30 protein-coding genes are annotated in these 15,840 nt (G+C 34.4%); all 30 read right to left on the bottom strand.

The window, feature by feature from the left end; translation table 11 throughout:
• Nucleotides 1-101 precede the first annotated feature (101 nt).
• The gene (carA, locus tag P0R33_RS15580; RefSeq protein WP_276172074.1) at nucleotides 102-1,211 is read right to left on the bottom strand and encodes a glutamine-hydrolyzing carbamoyl-phosphate synthase small subunit; all 1,110 of its coding nucleotides are present in this window, start codon (nucleotides 1,209-1,211) and stop codon (nucleotides 102-104) included.
• A gap of 248 nt (nucleotides 1,212-1,459) precedes the next feature.
• The gene (gene rplQ / locus P0R33_RS15575) at nucleotides 1,460-1,951 is read right to left on the bottom strand and encodes a 50S ribosomal protein L17 (RefSeq protein ID WP_095931493.1); all 492 of its coding nucleotides are present in this window, start codon (nucleotides 1,949-1,951) and stop codon (nucleotides 1,460-1,462) included.
• 62 nt (nucleotides 1,952-2,013) lie between these two features.
• Nucleotides 2,014-3,006 carry a DNA-directed RNA polymerase subunit alpha gene (locus tag P0R33_RS15570; protein ID WP_008464329.1) on the bottom strand — a complete coding sequence of 331 codons (993 nt, stop codon included), beginning with the start codon at nucleotides 3,004-3,006 and terminating at the stop codon, nucleotides 2,014-2,016.
• Between the two features lie 21 nt (nucleotides 3,007-3,027).
• On the bottom strand, nucleotides 3,028-3,633 hold the full coding sequence (gene rpsD, locus P0R33_RS15565) for a 30S ribosomal protein S4 (RefSeq protein WP_008464326.1): 606 nt from the start codon (nucleotides 3,631-3,633) through the stop codon (nucleotides 3,028-3,030).
• A 92-nt stretch (nucleotides 3,634-3,725) separates the two neighbouring features.
• Nucleotides 3,726-4,109, bottom strand: a complete 384-nt coding sequence (gene rpsK, locus P0R33_RS15560) for a 30S ribosomal protein S11 (RefSeq protein WP_026727866.1) — start codon at nucleotides 4,107-4,109, stop codon at nucleotides 3,726-3,728.
• 8 nt (nucleotides 4,110-4,117) lie between these two features.
• The gene (rpsM, locus tag P0R33_RS15555) at nucleotides 4,118-4,492 is read right to left on the bottom strand and encodes a 30S ribosomal protein S13 (RefSeq protein WP_229354985.1); all 375 of its coding nucleotides are present in this window, start codon (nucleotides 4,490-4,492) and stop codon (nucleotides 4,118-4,120) included.
• Between the two features lie 2 nt (nucleotides 4,493-4,494).
• Nucleotides 4,495-4,611, bottom strand: coding sequence for a type B 50S ribosomal protein L36 (gene ykgO, locus P0R33_RS15550; RefSeq protein WP_002987490.1), 117 nt, complete (start codon nucleotides 4,609-4,611; stop codon nucleotides 4,495-4,497).
• A gap of 12 nt (nucleotides 4,612-4,623) precedes the next feature.
• Nucleotides 4,624-4,839 carry a translation initiation factor IF-1 gene (gene infA, locus P0R33_RS15545; protein ID WP_007136545.1) on the bottom strand — a complete coding sequence of 72 codons (216 nt, stop codon included), beginning with the start codon at nucleotides 4,837-4,839 and terminating at the stop codon, nucleotides 4,624-4,626.
• A 7-nt stretch (nucleotides 4,840-4,846) separates the two neighbouring features.
• A complete protein-coding gene (gene secY, locus P0R33_RS15540) occupies nucleotides 4,847-6,193 on the bottom strand; it encodes a preprotein translocase subunit SecY (RefSeq protein ID WP_007803669.1) in 1,347 nt (448 codons plus the stop codon).
• A 13-nt stretch (nucleotides 6,194-6,206) separates the two neighbouring features.
• Nucleotides 6,207-6,659, bottom strand: a complete 453-nt coding sequence (gene rplO / locus P0R33_RS15535; RefSeq protein WP_091496646.1) for a 50S ribosomal protein L15 — start codon at nucleotides 6,657-6,659, stop codon at nucleotides 6,207-6,209.
• Nucleotides 6,660-6,670: 11 nt separating this feature from the next.
• Nucleotides 6,671-6,853, bottom strand: a complete 183-nt coding sequence (rpmD, locus tag P0R33_RS15530; protein ID WP_008464315.1) for a 50S ribosomal protein L30 — start codon at nucleotides 6,851-6,853, stop codon at nucleotides 6,671-6,673.
• Nucleotides 6,854-6,863: 10 nt separating this feature from the next.
• The gene (gene rpsE / locus P0R33_RS15525; RefSeq protein WP_085949269.1) at nucleotides 6,864-7,388 is read right to left on the bottom strand and encodes a 30S ribosomal protein S5; all 525 of its coding nucleotides are present in this window, start codon (nucleotides 7,386-7,388) and stop codon (nucleotides 6,864-6,866) included.
• Nucleotides 7,389-7,391: 3 nt separating this feature from the next.
• On the bottom strand, nucleotides 7,392-7,742 hold the full coding sequence (gene rplR, locus P0R33_RS15520) for a 50S ribosomal protein L18 (protein ID WP_109190655.1): 351 nt from the start codon (nucleotides 7,740-7,742) through the stop codon (nucleotides 7,392-7,394).
• Between the two features lie 11 nt (nucleotides 7,743-7,753).
• The gene (gene rplF, locus P0R33_RS15515) at nucleotides 7,754-8,296 is read right to left on the bottom strand and encodes a 50S ribosomal protein L6 (protein ID WP_276172072.1); all 543 of its coding nucleotides are present in this window, start codon (nucleotides 8,294-8,296) and stop codon (nucleotides 7,754-7,756) included.
• Nucleotides 8,297-8,314: 18 nt separating this feature from the next.
• A complete protein-coding gene (rpsH, locus tag P0R33_RS15510) occupies nucleotides 8,315-8,713 on the bottom strand; it encodes a 30S ribosomal protein S8 (RefSeq protein ID WP_008464306.1) in 399 nt (132 codons plus the stop codon).
• Between the two features lie 105 nt (nucleotides 8,714-8,818).
• Nucleotides 8,819-9,088, bottom strand: a complete 270-nt coding sequence (gene rpsN, locus P0R33_RS15505) for a 30S ribosomal protein S14 (RefSeq protein ID WP_008464305.1) — start codon at nucleotides 9,086-9,088, stop codon at nucleotides 8,819-8,821.
• A 3-nt stretch (nucleotides 9,089-9,091) separates the two neighbouring features.
• A complete protein-coding gene (gene rplE / locus P0R33_RS15500) occupies nucleotides 9,092-9,643 on the bottom strand; it encodes a 50S ribosomal protein L5 (protein WP_012022484.1) in 552 nt (183 codons plus the stop codon).
• Between the two features lie 2 nt (nucleotides 9,644-9,645).
• Nucleotides 9,646-9,960 carry a 50S ribosomal protein L24 gene (gene rplX / locus P0R33_RS15495; RefSeq protein ID WP_007803650.1) on the bottom strand — a complete coding sequence of 105 codons (315 nt, stop codon included), beginning with the start codon at nucleotides 9,958-9,960 and terminating at the stop codon, nucleotides 9,646-9,648.
• Between the two features lie 12 nt (nucleotides 9,961-9,972).
• On the bottom strand, nucleotides 9,973-10,341 hold the full coding sequence (rplN, locus tag P0R33_RS15490) for a 50S ribosomal protein L14 (RefSeq protein WP_007803649.1): 369 nt from the start codon (nucleotides 10,339-10,341) through the stop codon (nucleotides 9,973-9,975).
• 2 nt (nucleotides 10,342-10,343) lie between these two features.
• Nucleotides 10,344-10,604 carry a 30S ribosomal protein S17 gene (gene rpsQ, locus P0R33_RS15485; RefSeq protein ID WP_007803646.1) on the bottom strand — a complete coding sequence of 87 codons (261 nt, stop codon included), beginning with the start codon at nucleotides 10,602-10,604 and terminating at the stop codon, nucleotides 10,344-10,346.
• 17 nt (nucleotides 10,605-10,621) lie between these two features.
• Entirely contained in the window at nucleotides 10,622-10,813 is a 192-nt protein-coding gene (gene rpmC / locus P0R33_RS15480) for a 50S ribosomal protein L29 (protein ID WP_008464297.1), read from the bottom strand.
• A gap of 12 nt (nucleotides 10,814-10,825) precedes the next feature.
• Nucleotides 10,826-11,251: a 50S ribosomal protein L16 gene (gene rplP, locus P0R33_RS15475; RefSeq protein WP_017495016.1), complete on the bottom strand. Its 426-nt coding sequence runs from the start codon at nucleotides 11,249-11,251 to the stop codon at nucleotides 10,826-10,828.
• A gap of 19 nt (nucleotides 11,252-11,270) precedes the next feature.
• Nucleotides 11,271-12,029, bottom strand: coding sequence for a 30S ribosomal protein S3 (gene rpsC, locus P0R33_RS15470; RefSeq protein WP_008464292.1), 759 nt, complete (start codon nucleotides 12,027-12,029; stop codon nucleotides 11,271-11,273).
• 5 nt (nucleotides 12,030-12,034) lie between these two features.
• Entirely contained in the window at nucleotides 12,035-12,448 is a 414-nt protein-coding gene (gene rplV, locus P0R33_RS15465; RefSeq protein ID WP_007803631.1) for a 50S ribosomal protein L22, read from the bottom strand.
• A gap of 8 nt (nucleotides 12,449-12,456) precedes the next feature.
• Nucleotides 12,457-12,735: a 30S ribosomal protein S19 gene (gene rpsS / locus P0R33_RS15460; RefSeq protein WP_008464288.1), complete on the bottom strand. Its 279-nt coding sequence runs from the start codon at nucleotides 12,733-12,735 to the stop codon at nucleotides 12,457-12,459.
• 6 nt (nucleotides 12,736-12,741) lie between these two features.
• Nucleotides 12,742-13,566, bottom strand: coding sequence for a 50S ribosomal protein L2 (gene rplB / locus P0R33_RS15455; RefSeq protein ID WP_008464287.1), 825 nt, complete (start codon nucleotides 13,564-13,566; stop codon nucleotides 12,742-12,744).
• Between the two features lie 9 nt (nucleotides 13,567-13,575).
• On the bottom strand, nucleotides 13,576-13,866 hold the full coding sequence (rplW, locus tag P0R33_RS15450) for a 50S ribosomal protein L23 (protein ID WP_091496652.1): 291 nt from the start codon (nucleotides 13,864-13,866) through the stop codon (nucleotides 13,576-13,578).
• 7 nt (nucleotides 13,867-13,873) lie between these two features.
• The gene (rplD, locus tag P0R33_RS15445) at nucleotides 13,874-14,503 is read right to left on the bottom strand and encodes a 50S ribosomal protein L4 (protein WP_132989111.1); all 630 of its coding nucleotides are present in this window, start codon (nucleotides 14,501-14,503) and stop codon (nucleotides 13,874-13,876) included.
• Nucleotides 14,503-15,120, bottom strand: coding sequence for a 50S ribosomal protein L3 (gene rplC / locus P0R33_RS15440; protein ID WP_091496656.1), 618 nt, complete (start codon nucleotides 15,118-15,120; stop codon nucleotides 14,503-14,505). Before rplC ends, rplD begins: the two co-directional genes overlap by 1 nt.
• Before the next feature lie 405 nt (nucleotides 15,121-15,525).
• Nucleotides 15,526-15,831, bottom strand: a complete 306-nt coding sequence (gene rpsJ, locus P0R33_RS15435; protein WP_007803605.1) for a 30S ribosomal protein S10 — start codon at nucleotides 15,829-15,831, stop codon at nucleotides 15,526-15,528.
• Between the last annotated feature and the right edge of the window lie 9 nt (nucleotides 15,832-15,840).

Here is a 15,840-nt window from a genome sequence, read left to right as displayed (position 1 = left end):
TTTTATTAATAAATTATATTTTTTTTTCGAAATTATAAAAATATTCAATACTATAAACGCATTTTAGATATTAAACACCTTTATTTATTAACTACATCGTTTTAGACTTTAGCAGTTTTAATGTTCTCAACAAATTGATCAAACAAATATGAAGAATCGTGTGGTCCTGGACTTGCTTCTGGGTGATATTGAACTGAGAAACAATTTTTATTCTTCATTCTCATTCCGGCTACAGTACCGTCATTTAAATGCACATGAGTAATTTCCAATTCTGGATGATTATCCAACTGTTCTTTCTTAACAGCAAACCCATGGTTTTGAGAAGTTATCTCTCCTTTACCAGTAATAATGTTTTTTACAGGATGATTAATTCCTCGATGCCCATTAAACATTTTATAAGTCTCAACACCATTTGCCAAACCAATAACTTGATGCCCTAAACAAATTCCGAAAAGTGGCTTATTGTCTGCTAATATTTCTTTAGCAACTTGGATAGCTCCAAACAAAGGATCTGGATCTCCAGGTCCATTTGACAAGAAATAACCATCAGGATTAAACTCAGACATATCTTTGTATGTTGAGTTATAAGGATAAACTTTAATGTAGCAATCTCTTTTAGCCAGATTTCTTAAGATATTCTTTTTAATCCCAAGATCTAAAGCAGAAATTTTATAAGTAGCATTTTCATCACCGAAAAAATATGGCTCAGCAGTTGAAACTTTAGAAGCTAACTCCAGACCTTCCATATTTGGAACATTTGCCAATTCTTTTTTCAAATCTTCTATTGAAGTACCATCTGTACAAATCACAGCATTCATTGCACCATTATCACGAATGTAACTTACAAGCGCACGAGTATCTACATCAGAAATACAGATTAAATTTTGTTTAGCAAAATAATCCTCCAAACTTTCAGAAGCATTTACCCTAGAATAATTAAAACTGAAGTTTTTACAAACCAAACCAGCTATTTTAATACTATCAGATTCTACTTCTAACTCATTAACACCATAATTTCCGATATGTGTATTTGTAGCCACCATAATTTGGCCGAAGTAAGAAGGATCAGTAAAAATTTCCTGATAACCTGTCATTCCGGTATTAAAACAAACTTCACCAAAAGTTTTACCGCTAATTCCGATAGATTTTCCGTGAAAAATTGTTCCATCACTAAGTAATAAAATGGCGCTTTTTCTTGTTGTGTATTTCATTATTTAATTTGTATTGTTTTTTTTATCAAGTGTAAAAACCAAAACAGTGGTTTTTAAATGTAATTAGATATTTTGCAAATTTACTTCTTTATAGAAGCTCTTCCAAGATTTTTTAAAACTTTCATTCGTAAAAATAAAACCTATCATTTTAAATAAGTTACATTTCTCTAGGTTTAAAAAAATCAAAAAAAAAGGATAAACTAAAAATTAGTTTATCCTTTAATATTATAGAATGATTACTCTCATAATTATTCAGAAGCTTCAGTAGTCGTTTCTGTTTCAGCAGCAGGAGCTTCTGGAGCAGCAGTTTCAGCTTTTTTAGCTTTACCACCACGACGGCTTTTAGCTTTTTTAACTTCTTTTTTACCTCCGTTGTAAAGTTCATTGAAGTCAACAAGTTCGATCATTGCCATATCAGCATTATCTCCCAAACGATTTCCAACTTTAATGATACGAGTGTATCCTCCTGGACGGTCTCCAACTTTAGCAGCTACATCTCTGAACAAATCAGTTACTGCATATTTACTGCGCAAGTAAGCAAAAACAATACGACGATTGTGAGTCGTATCCTCTTTTGATTTTGTGATTAAAGGCTCAACAAATTGTTTAAGCGCTTTAGCTTTAGCAACAGTAGTATTAATACGTTTGTGCTCAATAAGAGAACAAGCCATATTAGCCAACATAGCTTTTCTATGTCCAGTCTGTCTGCTTAAGTGGTTGAATTTTTTTCCGTGTCTCATGACGTGTTTTTTTTATCTTCATCTTGCTACAATCCACTATGGAGAGCAAAATATGAAGTAAATTATTCTTTATCTAATTTGTATTTAGCTAAATCCATTCCGAAAGTTAAATTCTTAACTGCAACAAGCTCATCAAGCTCAGTTAAAGATTTTTTACCGAAGTTACGGAACTTCATTAAGTCATTTTTATTGAACGATACTAAATCACCAAGTGTATCAACTTCAGCCGCTTTCAAGCAATTTAATGCTCTTACAGATAGATCCATATCAACAAGCTTAGTTTTAAGCAATTGTCTCATATGCAATGACTCTTCATCATACGATTCTGTTTGTGCAATTTCGTCAGCCTCAAGTGTAATTCTTTCATCAGAAAACAACATGAAATGGTGAATTAAAACTTTAGCAGCCTCAGTAAGAGCATCTTTTGGATTAATCGATCCATCAGTTTTAATTTCAAAAACTAATTTTTCGTAATCTGTTTTCTGCTCTACACGGAAGTTTTCGATTGCATATTTTACATTTTTTACCGGAGTAAAAATAGAATCTGTAAAAATCGTTCCAATTGCAGCATTCTGTTTTTTGTTCTCTTCAGCAGGCACGTATCCTCTACCTTTTTCGATAGTTAAATCGAAATTCAATTTGATTTTAGAATCTAAGTTACAGATAACAAGGTCTGGGTTCAGAACTTGGAAACCTGAAATAAATTTCTGAAAATCACCTGCTGTTAATTGATCTTTACCTGAAACAGAAATAGTAACTGATTCATTATCGATATCTTCAATTTGACGTTTGAAACGTACTTGTTTTAGATTAAGGATAATTTCGGTAACATCTTCAACAACACCTGAAATAGTAGAAAACTCATGATCTACACCTTCGATACGAACAGATGTAATTGCATAACCTTCTAATGCTGAAAGCAAAACTCTTCTAAGTGCATTACCAACTGTCAATCCATAACCAGGTTCTAAAGGTCTAAATTCGAATTTACCTTCAAAATCGGTTGAATCGATCATGATAACTTTATCGGGCTTTTGAAAATTAAATATTGCCATAAATTTCGACTAAGTCAATTATTATTTGTTGTACAACTCTACGATTAATTGTTCTTTAATGTTTTCTGGAATTTGAAGTCTTGCAGGAACAGAAACAAAAGTTCCTTCTTTAAGATCATTGTTCCAAGTAATCCATTCATAAACATGACTTGAATTTGATAAAGAACGTTCGATAGCTTCTAAAGATTTAGATTTTTCACGAACTGCAACTTTATCACCAGGCTTAAGGTGGTAAGAAGGAATATTAACAACCTCTCCATTTACAGTAATGTGTCTGTGAGAAACGATTTGACGCGCACCTCTTCTAGATGGAGCAATTCCCATTCTAAAAACAACATTATCTAATCTTGCTTCGCATAATTGTAATAAAACTTCACCAGTTACTCCTTTAGTCGCTGATGCTTTTTCGAATAAATTTCTGAATTGTTTTTCTAAAATTCCGTAAGAATATTTAGCTTTTTGCTTTTCCATTAACTGAACAGCATACTCAGATTTTTTTCCTCTTTTTTTAGCCATCCCGTGTTGTCCAGGTGGGTAATTTCTTTTTTCGAAAGATTTATCATCTCCGAAGATTGCCTCGCCAAATTTACGAGCGATTTTGGTTTTAGGACCAGTATATCTTGCCATTTTAAAAAAAATTTTAAGGTAGAAATTATGAATTCAGGTCTAATCCTTCGATAATCTATGTTCTACCTTGTTTATACTATAAAAATAAAAAATTAAACTCTACGTCTTTTTGGAGGACGACATCCGTTGTGCGGCATTGGAGTAACGTCGATAATCTCAGTAACTTCAATTCCACCGTTATGAATAGAACGGATAGCAGACTCACGTCCGTTACCTGGTCCTTTTACATAAACTTTCACTTTTTTAAGTCCTGCCTCAAGTGCTACTTTAGCGCAATCTTCTGCTGCCATTTGAGCTGCATAAGGAGTGTTCTTTTTAGAACCTCTGAAACCCATTTTACCAGCTGAAGACCAAGAGATAACTTCACCTTTCTTATTAGTCAAAGAAATAATAATGTTATTAAAAGTGGCAGAAATATGAGCCTCACCCGTTGATTCAACGATAACTTTACGTTTTTTTGCAGTTGCTTTAGCCATATTACTTATTATTTAGTTGCTTTTTTCTTGTTAGCAACAGTTTTTCTTTTACCTTTTCTTGTTCTTGAGTTGTTTTTAGTTCTTTGTCCTCTTAATGGAAGACCAGATCTATGACGAATACCTCTGTAACATCCAATATCCATTAAACGTTTAATGTTTAAAGAAATTTCAGAACGTAATTCTCCTTCAATTTTGTAAAATGAAACTGCCTCACGAATTGCTCCGATCTCGTCATCATTCCAATCTTGAACTTTTTTATCTTGGCTAACTTGAGCTTTCTCTAAAATCTCAATAGCTCTACTTCTACCTAATCCGAAGATATAAGTAAGTGCGATAACACCTCTTTTGTTTTTTGGGATATCTACCCCTGCTATTCTTGCCATAATTATCCTTGTCTTTGTTTAAATCTAGGATTCTTTTTGTTTATTACGTACAGTCTCCCTTTTCTACGCACGATAATGCACTCGGCACTTCTCTTTTTTACTGATGCTCTAACTTTCATATTGAATATCCTTTAATATCGATAAGTAATTCTTGCTTTTGACAAATCATAAGGACTCATTTCTAGTTTCACCTTATCACCAGGTAATAATTTGATGTAATGCATACGCATCTTTCCAGAAATATGAGCAATTACGATATGTCCATTTTCTAACTCTACACGGAACATTGCATTTGACAATGCTTCAATAATTGATCCGTCTTGTTCTATTGCTGATTGTTTTGCCATAAATATATTAAGCTACCGCTTTTCTATTTTTACCAGTCTTCATTAAACCATCATAATGTTTGTTTAACAAGTATGAATTGATTTGTTGAATAGTATCTATTGCAACTCCAACCATAATTATTAATGAGGTACCTCCAAAAAACATTGCCCAAGATTGTTGTACATCCATAATACTTACAACAATAGCTGGGAACACAGCAATCAAAGCAAGGAATAAAGATCCTGGGAAAGTTATTAAAGACATCACTTTATCAAGGAAATCAGAAGTTTCAGCACCAGGACGAACCCCAGGAATAAAACCACCGCTTCTCTTTAAATCATCAGCCATTTTGTTAGTAGGTACAGTGATTGCAGTATAAAAGAATGTAAATACAATAATTAAAGTTGCAAAAACAAAATTATACCAGAAACCAAACATATTACTAAATGCACCAACAATTGATTGTGATGTATCTGATTTAGACAGCCCAGCTACAGCCGCAGGGATAAACATAATTGCCTGAGCAAAAATGATTGGCATAACTCCAGAAGCATTAAGCTTAAGAGGAATCCATTGTCTATTACCACCTGCTAAATCTTGCTCATAATCTCCAGTAGTTGTACGACGAGCGTACTGAACTGGAATTCTACGTACTGCCATTGTAAGCAATACACAAGAAATAATCACTAATAGCCACACAATAATTTCAATAACTAATAACATTGGACCTCCATTGTTATTGGTAACACGAGTTGTAAACTCTTGAATAAAAGCTTGCGGTAAACGAGCTAAAATACCAACCATAATTAACAATGAAATACCATTTCCAATCCCTTTATCTGTAATTTTTTCTCCAAGCCACATAGCAAAAATTGTACCTGTAACTAAGATTATAACAGATGAGAACAAAAATTCAGGTGAATTAAAGCCTAGCAAAAATGCATTACTAGGCAATGTTCTGTATAAATTATAGATATAAGTTGGACCTTGAACCAATGTGATAGCGATTGTCAACCAACGAGTGATTTGATTAATCTTTTTTCTACCACTTTCTCCATCATTTTGAAGTTTTTGTAAATATGGAATCGCAATTCCCATCAACTGAACAACAATAGACGCAGAAATATAAGGCATGATACCTAAGGCAAAAACTGAAGCCTTAGAGAAAGCACCCCCGGTGAACATGTCTAGAATAGATCCTAGACCATTTTTAGTTTGTCCCGCTAAACCAGTCAATTGCGTTGCGTCAATTCCAGGAAGCGTAACGTGTGCTCCAAAACGATATACTAAAAGCAATCCTAATGTAATTAAGATACGATTTTTTAGTTCTTCGATTTTCCAAACATTACTTATTGATTCAATAAATTTCTTCATCTTAATAGATAAGTTATATAGTTACAGCTTCTCCACCAGCAGCTTCAATAGCAGCTTTTGCAGTAGCAGTAAATTTGTGGGCAGTTACTTTTAATTTTGCTTTCAATTCTCCTCTACCTAAAATCTTAACGATTTCATTTTTAGAAGCTAGACGATTTGCTACGAAATCTGTCATAGAAACAGAATCAGTAATTACACCGTTATCAACTAATAATTGAAGAGTATCTAAATTAACACCTTCGTATTCTTTACGATTGATGTTTTTGAAACCAAACTTAGGTACACGTCTTTGAAGCGGCATTTGCCCTCCTTCAAAACCAATCTTTTTAGAATAACCAGAACGAGATTTTGCTCCTTTGTGTCCACGTGCAGCGGTACCACCTTTTCCAGAACCTTCTCCTCTACCTAATCTTTTATTTTGATTGTGTGTAGATCCCTCAGCAGGTTGTAAGTTACTTAAATTCATAACAGTATTTGTTATTTAGCTTCTTCAACAGAAACTAAGTGTTTAACTTTGTTTATCATCCCAAGGATAGCAGGATTTGACTCATGCTCCACAACTTGTCCAATTTTACGTAGACCTAAAGCTTCCAAACCTCTCTTTTGAGAAAGAGGGCAGTTGATTTTGCTTCTTACTTGTTTTACTAATAATTTAGCCATAATTTCCTAATTAACCTTTAAAAACTTTCTCTAAAGAAACACCTCTTTGTTTTGCAACAGTATGAGCGCTTCTCATTTGTAATAAAGCATCAAAAGTCGCTTTTACTACGTTATGTGGATTTGATGATCCTTGAGATTTAGACAATACATCGTGAATACCTACCGACTCAAGAACTGAACGAACAGCTCCACCAGCAATAACTCCAGTACCATGAGATGCTGGAATTAAGAATACACGTGCACCACCAAATTTACCTTTTTGTTCGTGAGGAACAGATTGTCCATTCAAAGGAATTCTAACTAAGTTTTTCTTAGCATCTTCTACTGCTTTCGCAATTGCTTCAGAAACGTCTTTAGATTTTCCTAATCCATGACCTACTACTCCATTTTCATCACCTACAACTACAATAGCAGAAAAACCGAAAGCTCTACCTCCTTTTGTAACTTTAGTAACACGATTCACACTAACTAGACGATCTTTAAGTTCAAGACCACTAGGTTTTACCAATTCTACATTTTTGTATTTAGACATAATATATTAGAATTTAAGTCCAGCGGCTCTTGCGCCTTCTGCTAATGATTTAATACGACCGTGATATAAATATCCACCTCTGTCGAAAGTGATGGTATCAATCCCAGCTTTTAACGCTTTCTCTGCAACTAATTTTCCAACAGCAGCAGCGATTTCAACGTTAGTACCTTTTCCTATTTCTTTTTCTCTTGAAGATGCAGCTAATATAGTAACTCCATTTACATCATCAATAATTTGAGCGTAAATTTCTTTATTACTTCTAAAAACAGAAAGTCTAGGTCTTGCAGCTGAACCACTAACCGATTTTCTAATTCTGAATTTAATTCTCTGTCTTCTTTCAGATTTTGTTAATGACATAATCTTATCTTTTAAGCTGATTTACCTGCTTTTCTTCTTAATACTTCACCCACAAATTTAACACCTTTTCCTTTGTAAGGCTCTGGCTTACGGAAACCTCTGATTTTCGCAGCAACTTGACCTAAAAGTTGTTTATCAAATGATGTTAATTTTACGATAGGGTTCTTACCTTTTTCAGATATTGTTTCTAAAGATACTTCTGGAGCAATTTCTAAAACAATATTGTGAGAATATCCAAGAGCTAAATCTAATTTTTGACCTTGGTTTGAAGCTCTATAACCAACTCCAACTAATTCTAGTTCTTTAGTAAAACCTTCAGATACACCAACAATCATGTTATTAACTAATGATCTGTATAATCCGTGTTTTGCTCTATGGTCTTTATGATCAGACGATCTTTCTACTAAAACTTGATCGCCTTCAACAGTTACATTTACGTCCGAAAACTCCTGAACTAGTTGACCTTTTTTTCCTTTTACTGTAATAATACCGTCTTTAACTTCAACAGTTACACCAGCAGGGATTACAATTGGGCTTTTACCTATTCTTGACATCTTATCTAGTGTTTAAAATTAGTATACGTAACAAATTACTTCACCACCTACATTTAATTGCTTAGCTTGCTTTCCAGTCATCAAACCTTTTGATGTAGAAACAATAGCAATTCCTAATCCGTTAAGGATTCTAGGTAATTTGGCAGCACCTGCGTACTTACGTAAACCAGGTTTACTAATTCTTTGGATATCTTTAATTACAGGCTCTTTAGTATCTTTATCATACTTCAAAGCAATTTTGATAGAACCTTGTACAGTATTCTGCTCAAATTTGTAACTTAAGATGTAACCTTGATCAAATAAGATCTTAGTTATCTCTTTCTTTAGATTAGATGCTGGAATTTCAACAACTTTGTGGTTTGCAGCCACAGCGTTACGAACTCTAGTCAAATAATCTGCAATAGGATCTGTATACATATGTATTTGATTGCGATTATGGTTTTCGGGAAACACTCGTTTCCCGAACCTTTAATCAATTAAAAATTATTTTTTGGTTTGCAAAAGTAATAACTTATTGCGAGATTACCAAGAAGCCTTTTTAACTCCTGGAATTAATCCATTATTAGCCATCTCACGGAAAGTTACACGTGAAATACCAAACTGACGGATATAACCTCTAGGTCTACCTGTTAATTTACAACGATTGTGCAAACGAACTGGTGAAGCATTTTTAGGTAATCTTTGTAAGCCTTCATAATCTCCAGCTTCTAACAAAGCTTTTCTTTTTTCAGCATACTTAGCTACCGTTTTCTCTCTTTTCACCTCACGGGCTTTCATTGATTCTTTAGCCATGTCTTAATTCTTTTTAAAAGGTAATCCTAATTCAGCCAATAATGACTTCGCTTCCTTGTCTGTTTTTGCAGTAGTAACAAAAGTAATATCCATTCCTGAAATTTTATTTACTTTGTCAATATCAATTTCTGGAAAAATGATTTGCTCTAAAACTCCAAGATTGTAGTTACCTCTTCCGTCGAATCCAGTAGCTTTAATACCACCAAAATCTCTAACACGTGGTAAAGCAGAAGTAATAAGTCTATCTAAAAACTCATACATTCTTTCTCCACGTAAAGTAACTTTTGCTCCAATAGGCATTCCTTTTCTCAATTTGAAAGACGCAACGTCTTTCTTAGAGATTGTAGAAACTGCTTTTTGTCCAGTGATCTTTGTTAACTCATCAACAGCATAGTCAATAAGTTTTTTATCAGATACAGCTGCACCAACTCCACGGCTCAAAACGATTTTTTCAAGTTTAGGAACTTGCATTACGTTTGTATATCCGAACTCTTCTTTAAGAGCAGAGATTACTCTACTCTTATATTCTTCTTTTAGTCTAGGTGTATATGCCATTACTATAGTACTTGATTAGATTTTTTTGAAAATCTTACTTTCTTATCTCCTTCTACTCTAATACCTACTCTAGTTGTTTCCTTAGTTTTAGGATCAATTAGAGAAATGTTAGAAATTTGAATAGAAGCCTCTTTCTTAACGATACCACCTTGAGGGTTCTTAGCACTTGGTTTTGTATGTTTTGAAACCATGTTTACACCTTCAACTATCGCTTTATTTTTCTCACGGTAAACACGTAAAACTTTACCTTCAGCACCTTTATGGTCTCCAGCAATAACTCTTACGATATCTCCTGATTTTATTTTTAGCTTTATCATCTTAAAAACGAATTAAAGCACTTCTGGTGCTAATGATACAATTTTCATGAATTGTTTTTCACGAAGTTCTCTTGCTACCGGACCAAAAACACGAGTTCCTCTCATTTCCCCTGCAGCGTTCAAAAGAACACATGCATTATCATCGAAACGGATATAAGAACCATCAGCTCTTCTCACTTCTTTTTTAGTACGTACAACAACTGCAGTTGAAACAGCTCCTTTTTTTACGTTTCCGTTTGGAGTTGCATCTTTGATAGAAACTACAATTTTGTCACCAACAGAGGCATATCTTCTTTTAGTACCTCCTAAAACACGAATAGTTAAAACTTCTTTAGCTCCCGTGTTATCTGCTACTTTTAGTCTTGATTCTTGTTGTACCATAATTATTTAGCTCTTTCTAAGATTTCAACTAATCTCCAACATTTTGTTTTACTTAAAGGACGCGTTTCGCTAATTCTTACAGTATCTCCAATGTTACAGTCGTTTGTTTCGTCGTGTGCAACATATTTCTTTGTTTTCAACACGAACTTACCGTATAATGGGTGTTTTACTTTTCTTACTTCAGCAATAACAATAGACTTATCCATTTTATTTGAAGTAACAACACCTATTCTTTCTTTTCTTAAATTTCTTTTTTCTTCCATCTTTCAGCAGAATACAATTATTGTAACTCTCTTTTAGTTAACTCTGTAGCTAATCTTGCAACTGTTCTTCTAACGCTTCTAATTTGAAGTGGGTTAGCAATTGGAGAGATTGCGTGAGCCATTTTTAGGTCAGCATATACTTTCTTAGTTTGACTAAGCTTTTCTTGCAACTCCGCTGCAGAAAGATCTTTTATTTCTGATTGTTTCATAATAAATATAAATTATGCTTCGAAATCTCTAGCAACGACGAACTTAGTTTTTACTGGAAGTTTTTGAGCTGCAAGACGTAAAGCCTCTTTTGCAACTGACAATGGAACCCCTCCAACTTCAAACATAATTCTTCCTGGTTTAACAACAGCAGCCCAATACTCAACTGCTCCTTTACCTTTACCCATACGTACTTCAAGAGGCTTCTTAGTGATAGGTTTGTCTGGGAAAATTTTAATCCATAATTGTCCCTCTCTCTTCATATAACGAGTTGCAGCGATACGCGCAGCTTCGATTTGACGAGAAGTCAAGAACATTCCATCTTCATGTACAGATTTAATTCCAAACATTCCATTTGAAAGTTCATGCCCTCTTTGAGAGTTACCTTTCATTTTACCTTTTTGTACCTTACGGTATTTTGTTCTTTTAGGCTGTAACATTTTTCTTTAGTTTAAAAATTTACTTTCTTTTACGAGCATCTGGTTTACCGCCTTTGTTAAAGTTAGATTTGCCTCTAGGAGCATCTCCACCTTTACCACCACCTGTACCAGATTGTTTTTTGTCCATCCCAGCAAGTGGAGAAAGCTCTCTCTTACCGTAAACTTCACCTTTCATGATCCATACTTTGATACCCATTCTACCGTAAGTAGTGTGAGCTTCAGCCAAAGCATAATCAATATCAGCTCTGAAAGTTGATAGAGGAATTCTACCTTCTTTGAAACCTTCCGAACGCGCCATCTCAGCACCATTCAAACGACCAGAAATCAAAACTTTGATACCTTCAGCGTTCATACGCATAGAAGCAGCAATAGCCATTTTGATTGCACGTCTGTAAGAAATACGGCTTTCGATTTGACGAGCGATGCTTGTCGCCACAAGATAAGCATCTAACTCAGGTCTTTTAATTTCAAAGATGTTGATTTGAACCTCTTTGTCAGTAACTTTCTTAAGTTCTTCTTTTAACTTGTCTACCTCTTGCCCACCTTTTCCGATAATGATACCAGGTCTAGCAGTAGTGATAGTAACGGTTACAAGTTTCAAAGTTCTCTCGATGATTACTTTAGATACACTAGCTTTTGATAAACGAGCGTGGATATACTTTCTGATTTTGTGATCTTCGGCTAATTTATCACCGTAATCATTTCCACCATACCAGTTTGAGTCCCATCCTCTGATGATACCAAGTCTATTTCCAATTGGATTTGTCTTTTGTCCCATGCTGCTTAAGAATTGCTTTGTGTGTTATTGATAGCTCCAAGCACGATTGTTACGTGGTTAGAACGTTTTCTTATTCTGTGTGCACGACCTTGTGGAGCTGGACGAAGTCTTTTTAACATCATTCCACCATCTACTCTGATCTCTTTAACAAATAATCCAGCTTCTTCTAAATTACCTTCACTATTTTTTTGCTCCCAGTTGTTGATTGCAGATAATAATAGTTTTTCTAATTTTCTTGAAGCTTCTTTAGAACTGAATCTTAAAATGTTAAGTGCTCTTTCTACCTTCTGACCTCTTACCAAGTCCGCTACTAAGCGCATTTTTCTAGGTGAAGTAGGGCAGTTATTCAATTTTGCGAAAGCGATAGACTTATTAGCCTCTTTTCTCGCATCTGCTGTTTCTCTTTTACGAACTCCCATTGCTTCTTTTATTTTTTACCTTTATTTTTTGCTCCAGCATGACCTCTAAAAGATCTAGTTGGCGAAAATTCTCCTAATTTGTGACCTACCATGTTTTCTGTTACGTAAACTGGTACAAATTGACGTCCGTTATGAACTGCGATAGTTTGTCCAACGAAATCTGGAGTAATCATTGAAGCTCTAGACCAAGTCTTTACAACTGCATTTTTACCACTTTCTACGTTTTCTTGAACTTTCTTGTCTAATTTATAATGAACGAAAGGTCCTTTTTTTAATGAACGTGCCATATCTTATTATTTCTTTCTACGTTCTACGATATACTTGTTACTCGGGTTTTTCTTAGAACGAGTTCTGTAACCTTTAGCTGGCAATCCGTTTCTTGAACGTGGGTGCCCTCCAGAAGAACGTCCTTCACCACCTCCCATAGGGTGATCAACTGGGTTCATCGCTACTGGTCTAGTTCTAGGTCTTCTTCCTAACCATCTTGTTCTACCTGCTTTTCCAGATACAACTAATTGGTGGTCAGAGTTTGAAACAGCTCCAATTGTAGCCGAACAAGTCAACAAGATTAATCTTGTTTCTCCAGATGGCATTTTAATTGTAGCATATTTCCCGTCTCTTGCCATTAACTGAGCAAAAGTTCCAGCTGAACGAGCAATAACTGCTCCTTGTCCTGGACGTAACTCAATACAAGATATAACAGTTCCAAGAGGAATTCTGCTTAAAGGTAATGTATTACCGATTTCTGGTTGAGACTCTGGTCCAGAAACTAATTTCTGACCAACTTTCAATCCATTTTGTGCGATAATATAAGTTTTCTCTCCATCAGCATAAGCCAATAAAGCGATAAACGCAGTACGATTTGGATCGTATTCGATTGATTTCACTGTAGCTGGAATTCCATCTTTAGTTCTTTTGAAATCAATAATACGATATCTCTGCTTGTGACCACCACCCGTATAACGCATGGTCATCTTTCCTTGACTATTTCTACCTCCAGAGTTTTTTATCGGCGCTATCAAAGAGCGTTCCGGCTTATCAGTTGTAATAGCGTCATAACCATTCACAACTCTAAATCGCTGACCCGGGGTAATAGGTTTTAATTTTCTTACTGACATTTTTCTATCTTAGATATTGTTGTAAAAATCAATTGTTTCTCCTTCTTGTACTTGTACAATTGCTTTTTTGTAAGCATTTGTCTTTCCACTTATTAAACCACTTTTAGTGTATTTAGTAGATCTATCTGGTCTCACATTCATTGTGTTAACAGAAACAATAGTTACTCCATAAGCAGCCTCAACAGCTTTCTTAATTTCAACTTTGTTTGCTTTTTTGTCAACAACGAATCCGAAGCGGTTTAGAACTTCACTTTCTTTGGTTACTTTTTCCGTTACTATAGGTCTGATAATGATACTCATATTCCTATTATTTACTTAAATTTTCTTCAATTAACTCTAAAGAACCTTCCAAAAGCACTAAATTATTAGCGTTTAATATTGCGTAAGTGCTTAATTCTGAGCTAGTTACGACATTAGAAGCCTTTAAATTGCGTGACGACAAATATACATTTTTATTTGACTCACCCAACACGAATAGAGATTTTTTATTTTCTAACCCTAAAGCTTTCAAAACGTTAATGAAATTTTTAGTGTTTGGCACTTCAAAATTAAAGTCTTCAAGAACCACAATGTTTGACTCTTTTGCTTTAATTGAGAAAGCTGATTTTCTAGCCAATCTCTTCAAGTTTTTATTCAATTTAAATGAATAACTTCTTGGTCTTGGTCCGAAAACTGTTCCTCCACCTTTAAACAAAGGATTCTTAACACTTCCTGCACGAGCAGTACCAGTTCCTTTTTGTTTTTTAATCTTACGTGTACTTCCAGTCACTTCAGCTCTTTCTTTAGCTTTGTGAGTACCTTGTCTTTGATTAGCAAGATATTGCTTAACATCAAGATATACAGCGTGATTGTTTGGCTCAATTGCGAATACTGAATCAGAAAGTTGAACTTTTCTACCAGTATCTTTTCCGTTGAAATCTAATACTTTTACTTCCATTACTTCTGAATGATTACGTAAGAGTTTTTGTGACCAGGAACACATCCTTTAACAACAAGTAGATTCTTTTCAGCAACTACTTTTAAAACTCTAAGGTTTTGAACTTTTACATTTTCTCCTCCCATTCTTCCAGCCATACGCATTCCTTTGAATACTCTAGATGGATAAGAAGAAGCTCCTACAGAACCTGGCGCTCTTAAACGGTTGTGCTGACCATGAGTAGCTTGTCCGACACCACCAAAACCGTGACGCTTAACAACACCTTGGAAACCTTTACCTTTAGATACACCTTGTACATCCACAAATTCTCCTTCTTCAAAAATAGAAACATCAATAAGATCTCCTAATTTTTGTTCAGTTGCAAAATCTTGAAATTCAACGACTTTTTTCTTAGCAACAGTTCCAGCTTTTTTAAAGTGACCTAAAGCCGCTTTAGTAGAATGTTTCTCGTTTTTGTCATCGAAACCAAGTTGCAACGCTTCATACCCGTCAACCTCGTTGGTTCTGACTTGGGTAACAACACACGGCCCAGCTTCGATTACTGTACAAGGAATATTTTTCCCGTTTTCGTCGAAAATGCTAGTCATGCCGATTTTTTTACCAATTAACCCAGACATAAATATTAATTATTAATTACTAAAATTCCCTTCAATTTGAAAATAACAGAAATTTCCAAACAGGGAGTGCAAAAGTAGATATTAAAATTGAATAAACCAAACAGTTATAAAAATTAAATCGCTCATTATCAAAATCCAAGCTCCAAACAGCTATCAAAAACAAATTAATTCACCTTAATTTTTAAAGCCATTTTTAAAAGTTTTAAACTATTTACACTTAACATTTAATTAATAAAAACACAACAAAAAACATCGTCACCGCCTTAAAACAAAGGAATTTACATAAATCCATAGCTAACTTAAACTCTAAAAATCTCAACATTATCACCACCAAAACAACCTTGTCAAAAACAAAAAAAAGCGAGACATTTCTGACTCGCTTTTTATATAAAAAATATAATAAAATTATACTTTAATCTCAACTTCAACTCCACTTGGCAATTCAAGTTTCATTAAAGCGTCAATAGTTTTAGATGAAGATGAATAAATATCAATCAATCTCTTGTATGACATTACTTCAAATTGCTCTCTCGCTTTTTTGTTAACGTGCGGAGAACGCAATACAGTGAAAAGTTTTTTGTGAGTTGGTAAAGGAATTGGACCTGTCACAACTGCTCCAGTAGTTTTTACTGTTTTTACGATCTTTTCAGCAGATTTATCCACCAACATGTGATCGTAAGATTTTAGTTTTATTCTGATTTTTTGACTCATTTTCTTAAA

The sequence above is a fragment of the Flavobacterium sp. YJ01 genome, assembly GCF_029320955.1.
GTDB lineage: Bacteria > Bacteroidota > Bacteroidia > Flavobacteriales > Flavobacteriaceae > Flavobacterium.
Note: the sequence above shows the minus strand (reverse complement) of the source record. Positions and strands in the feature narration are given on the sequence as shown.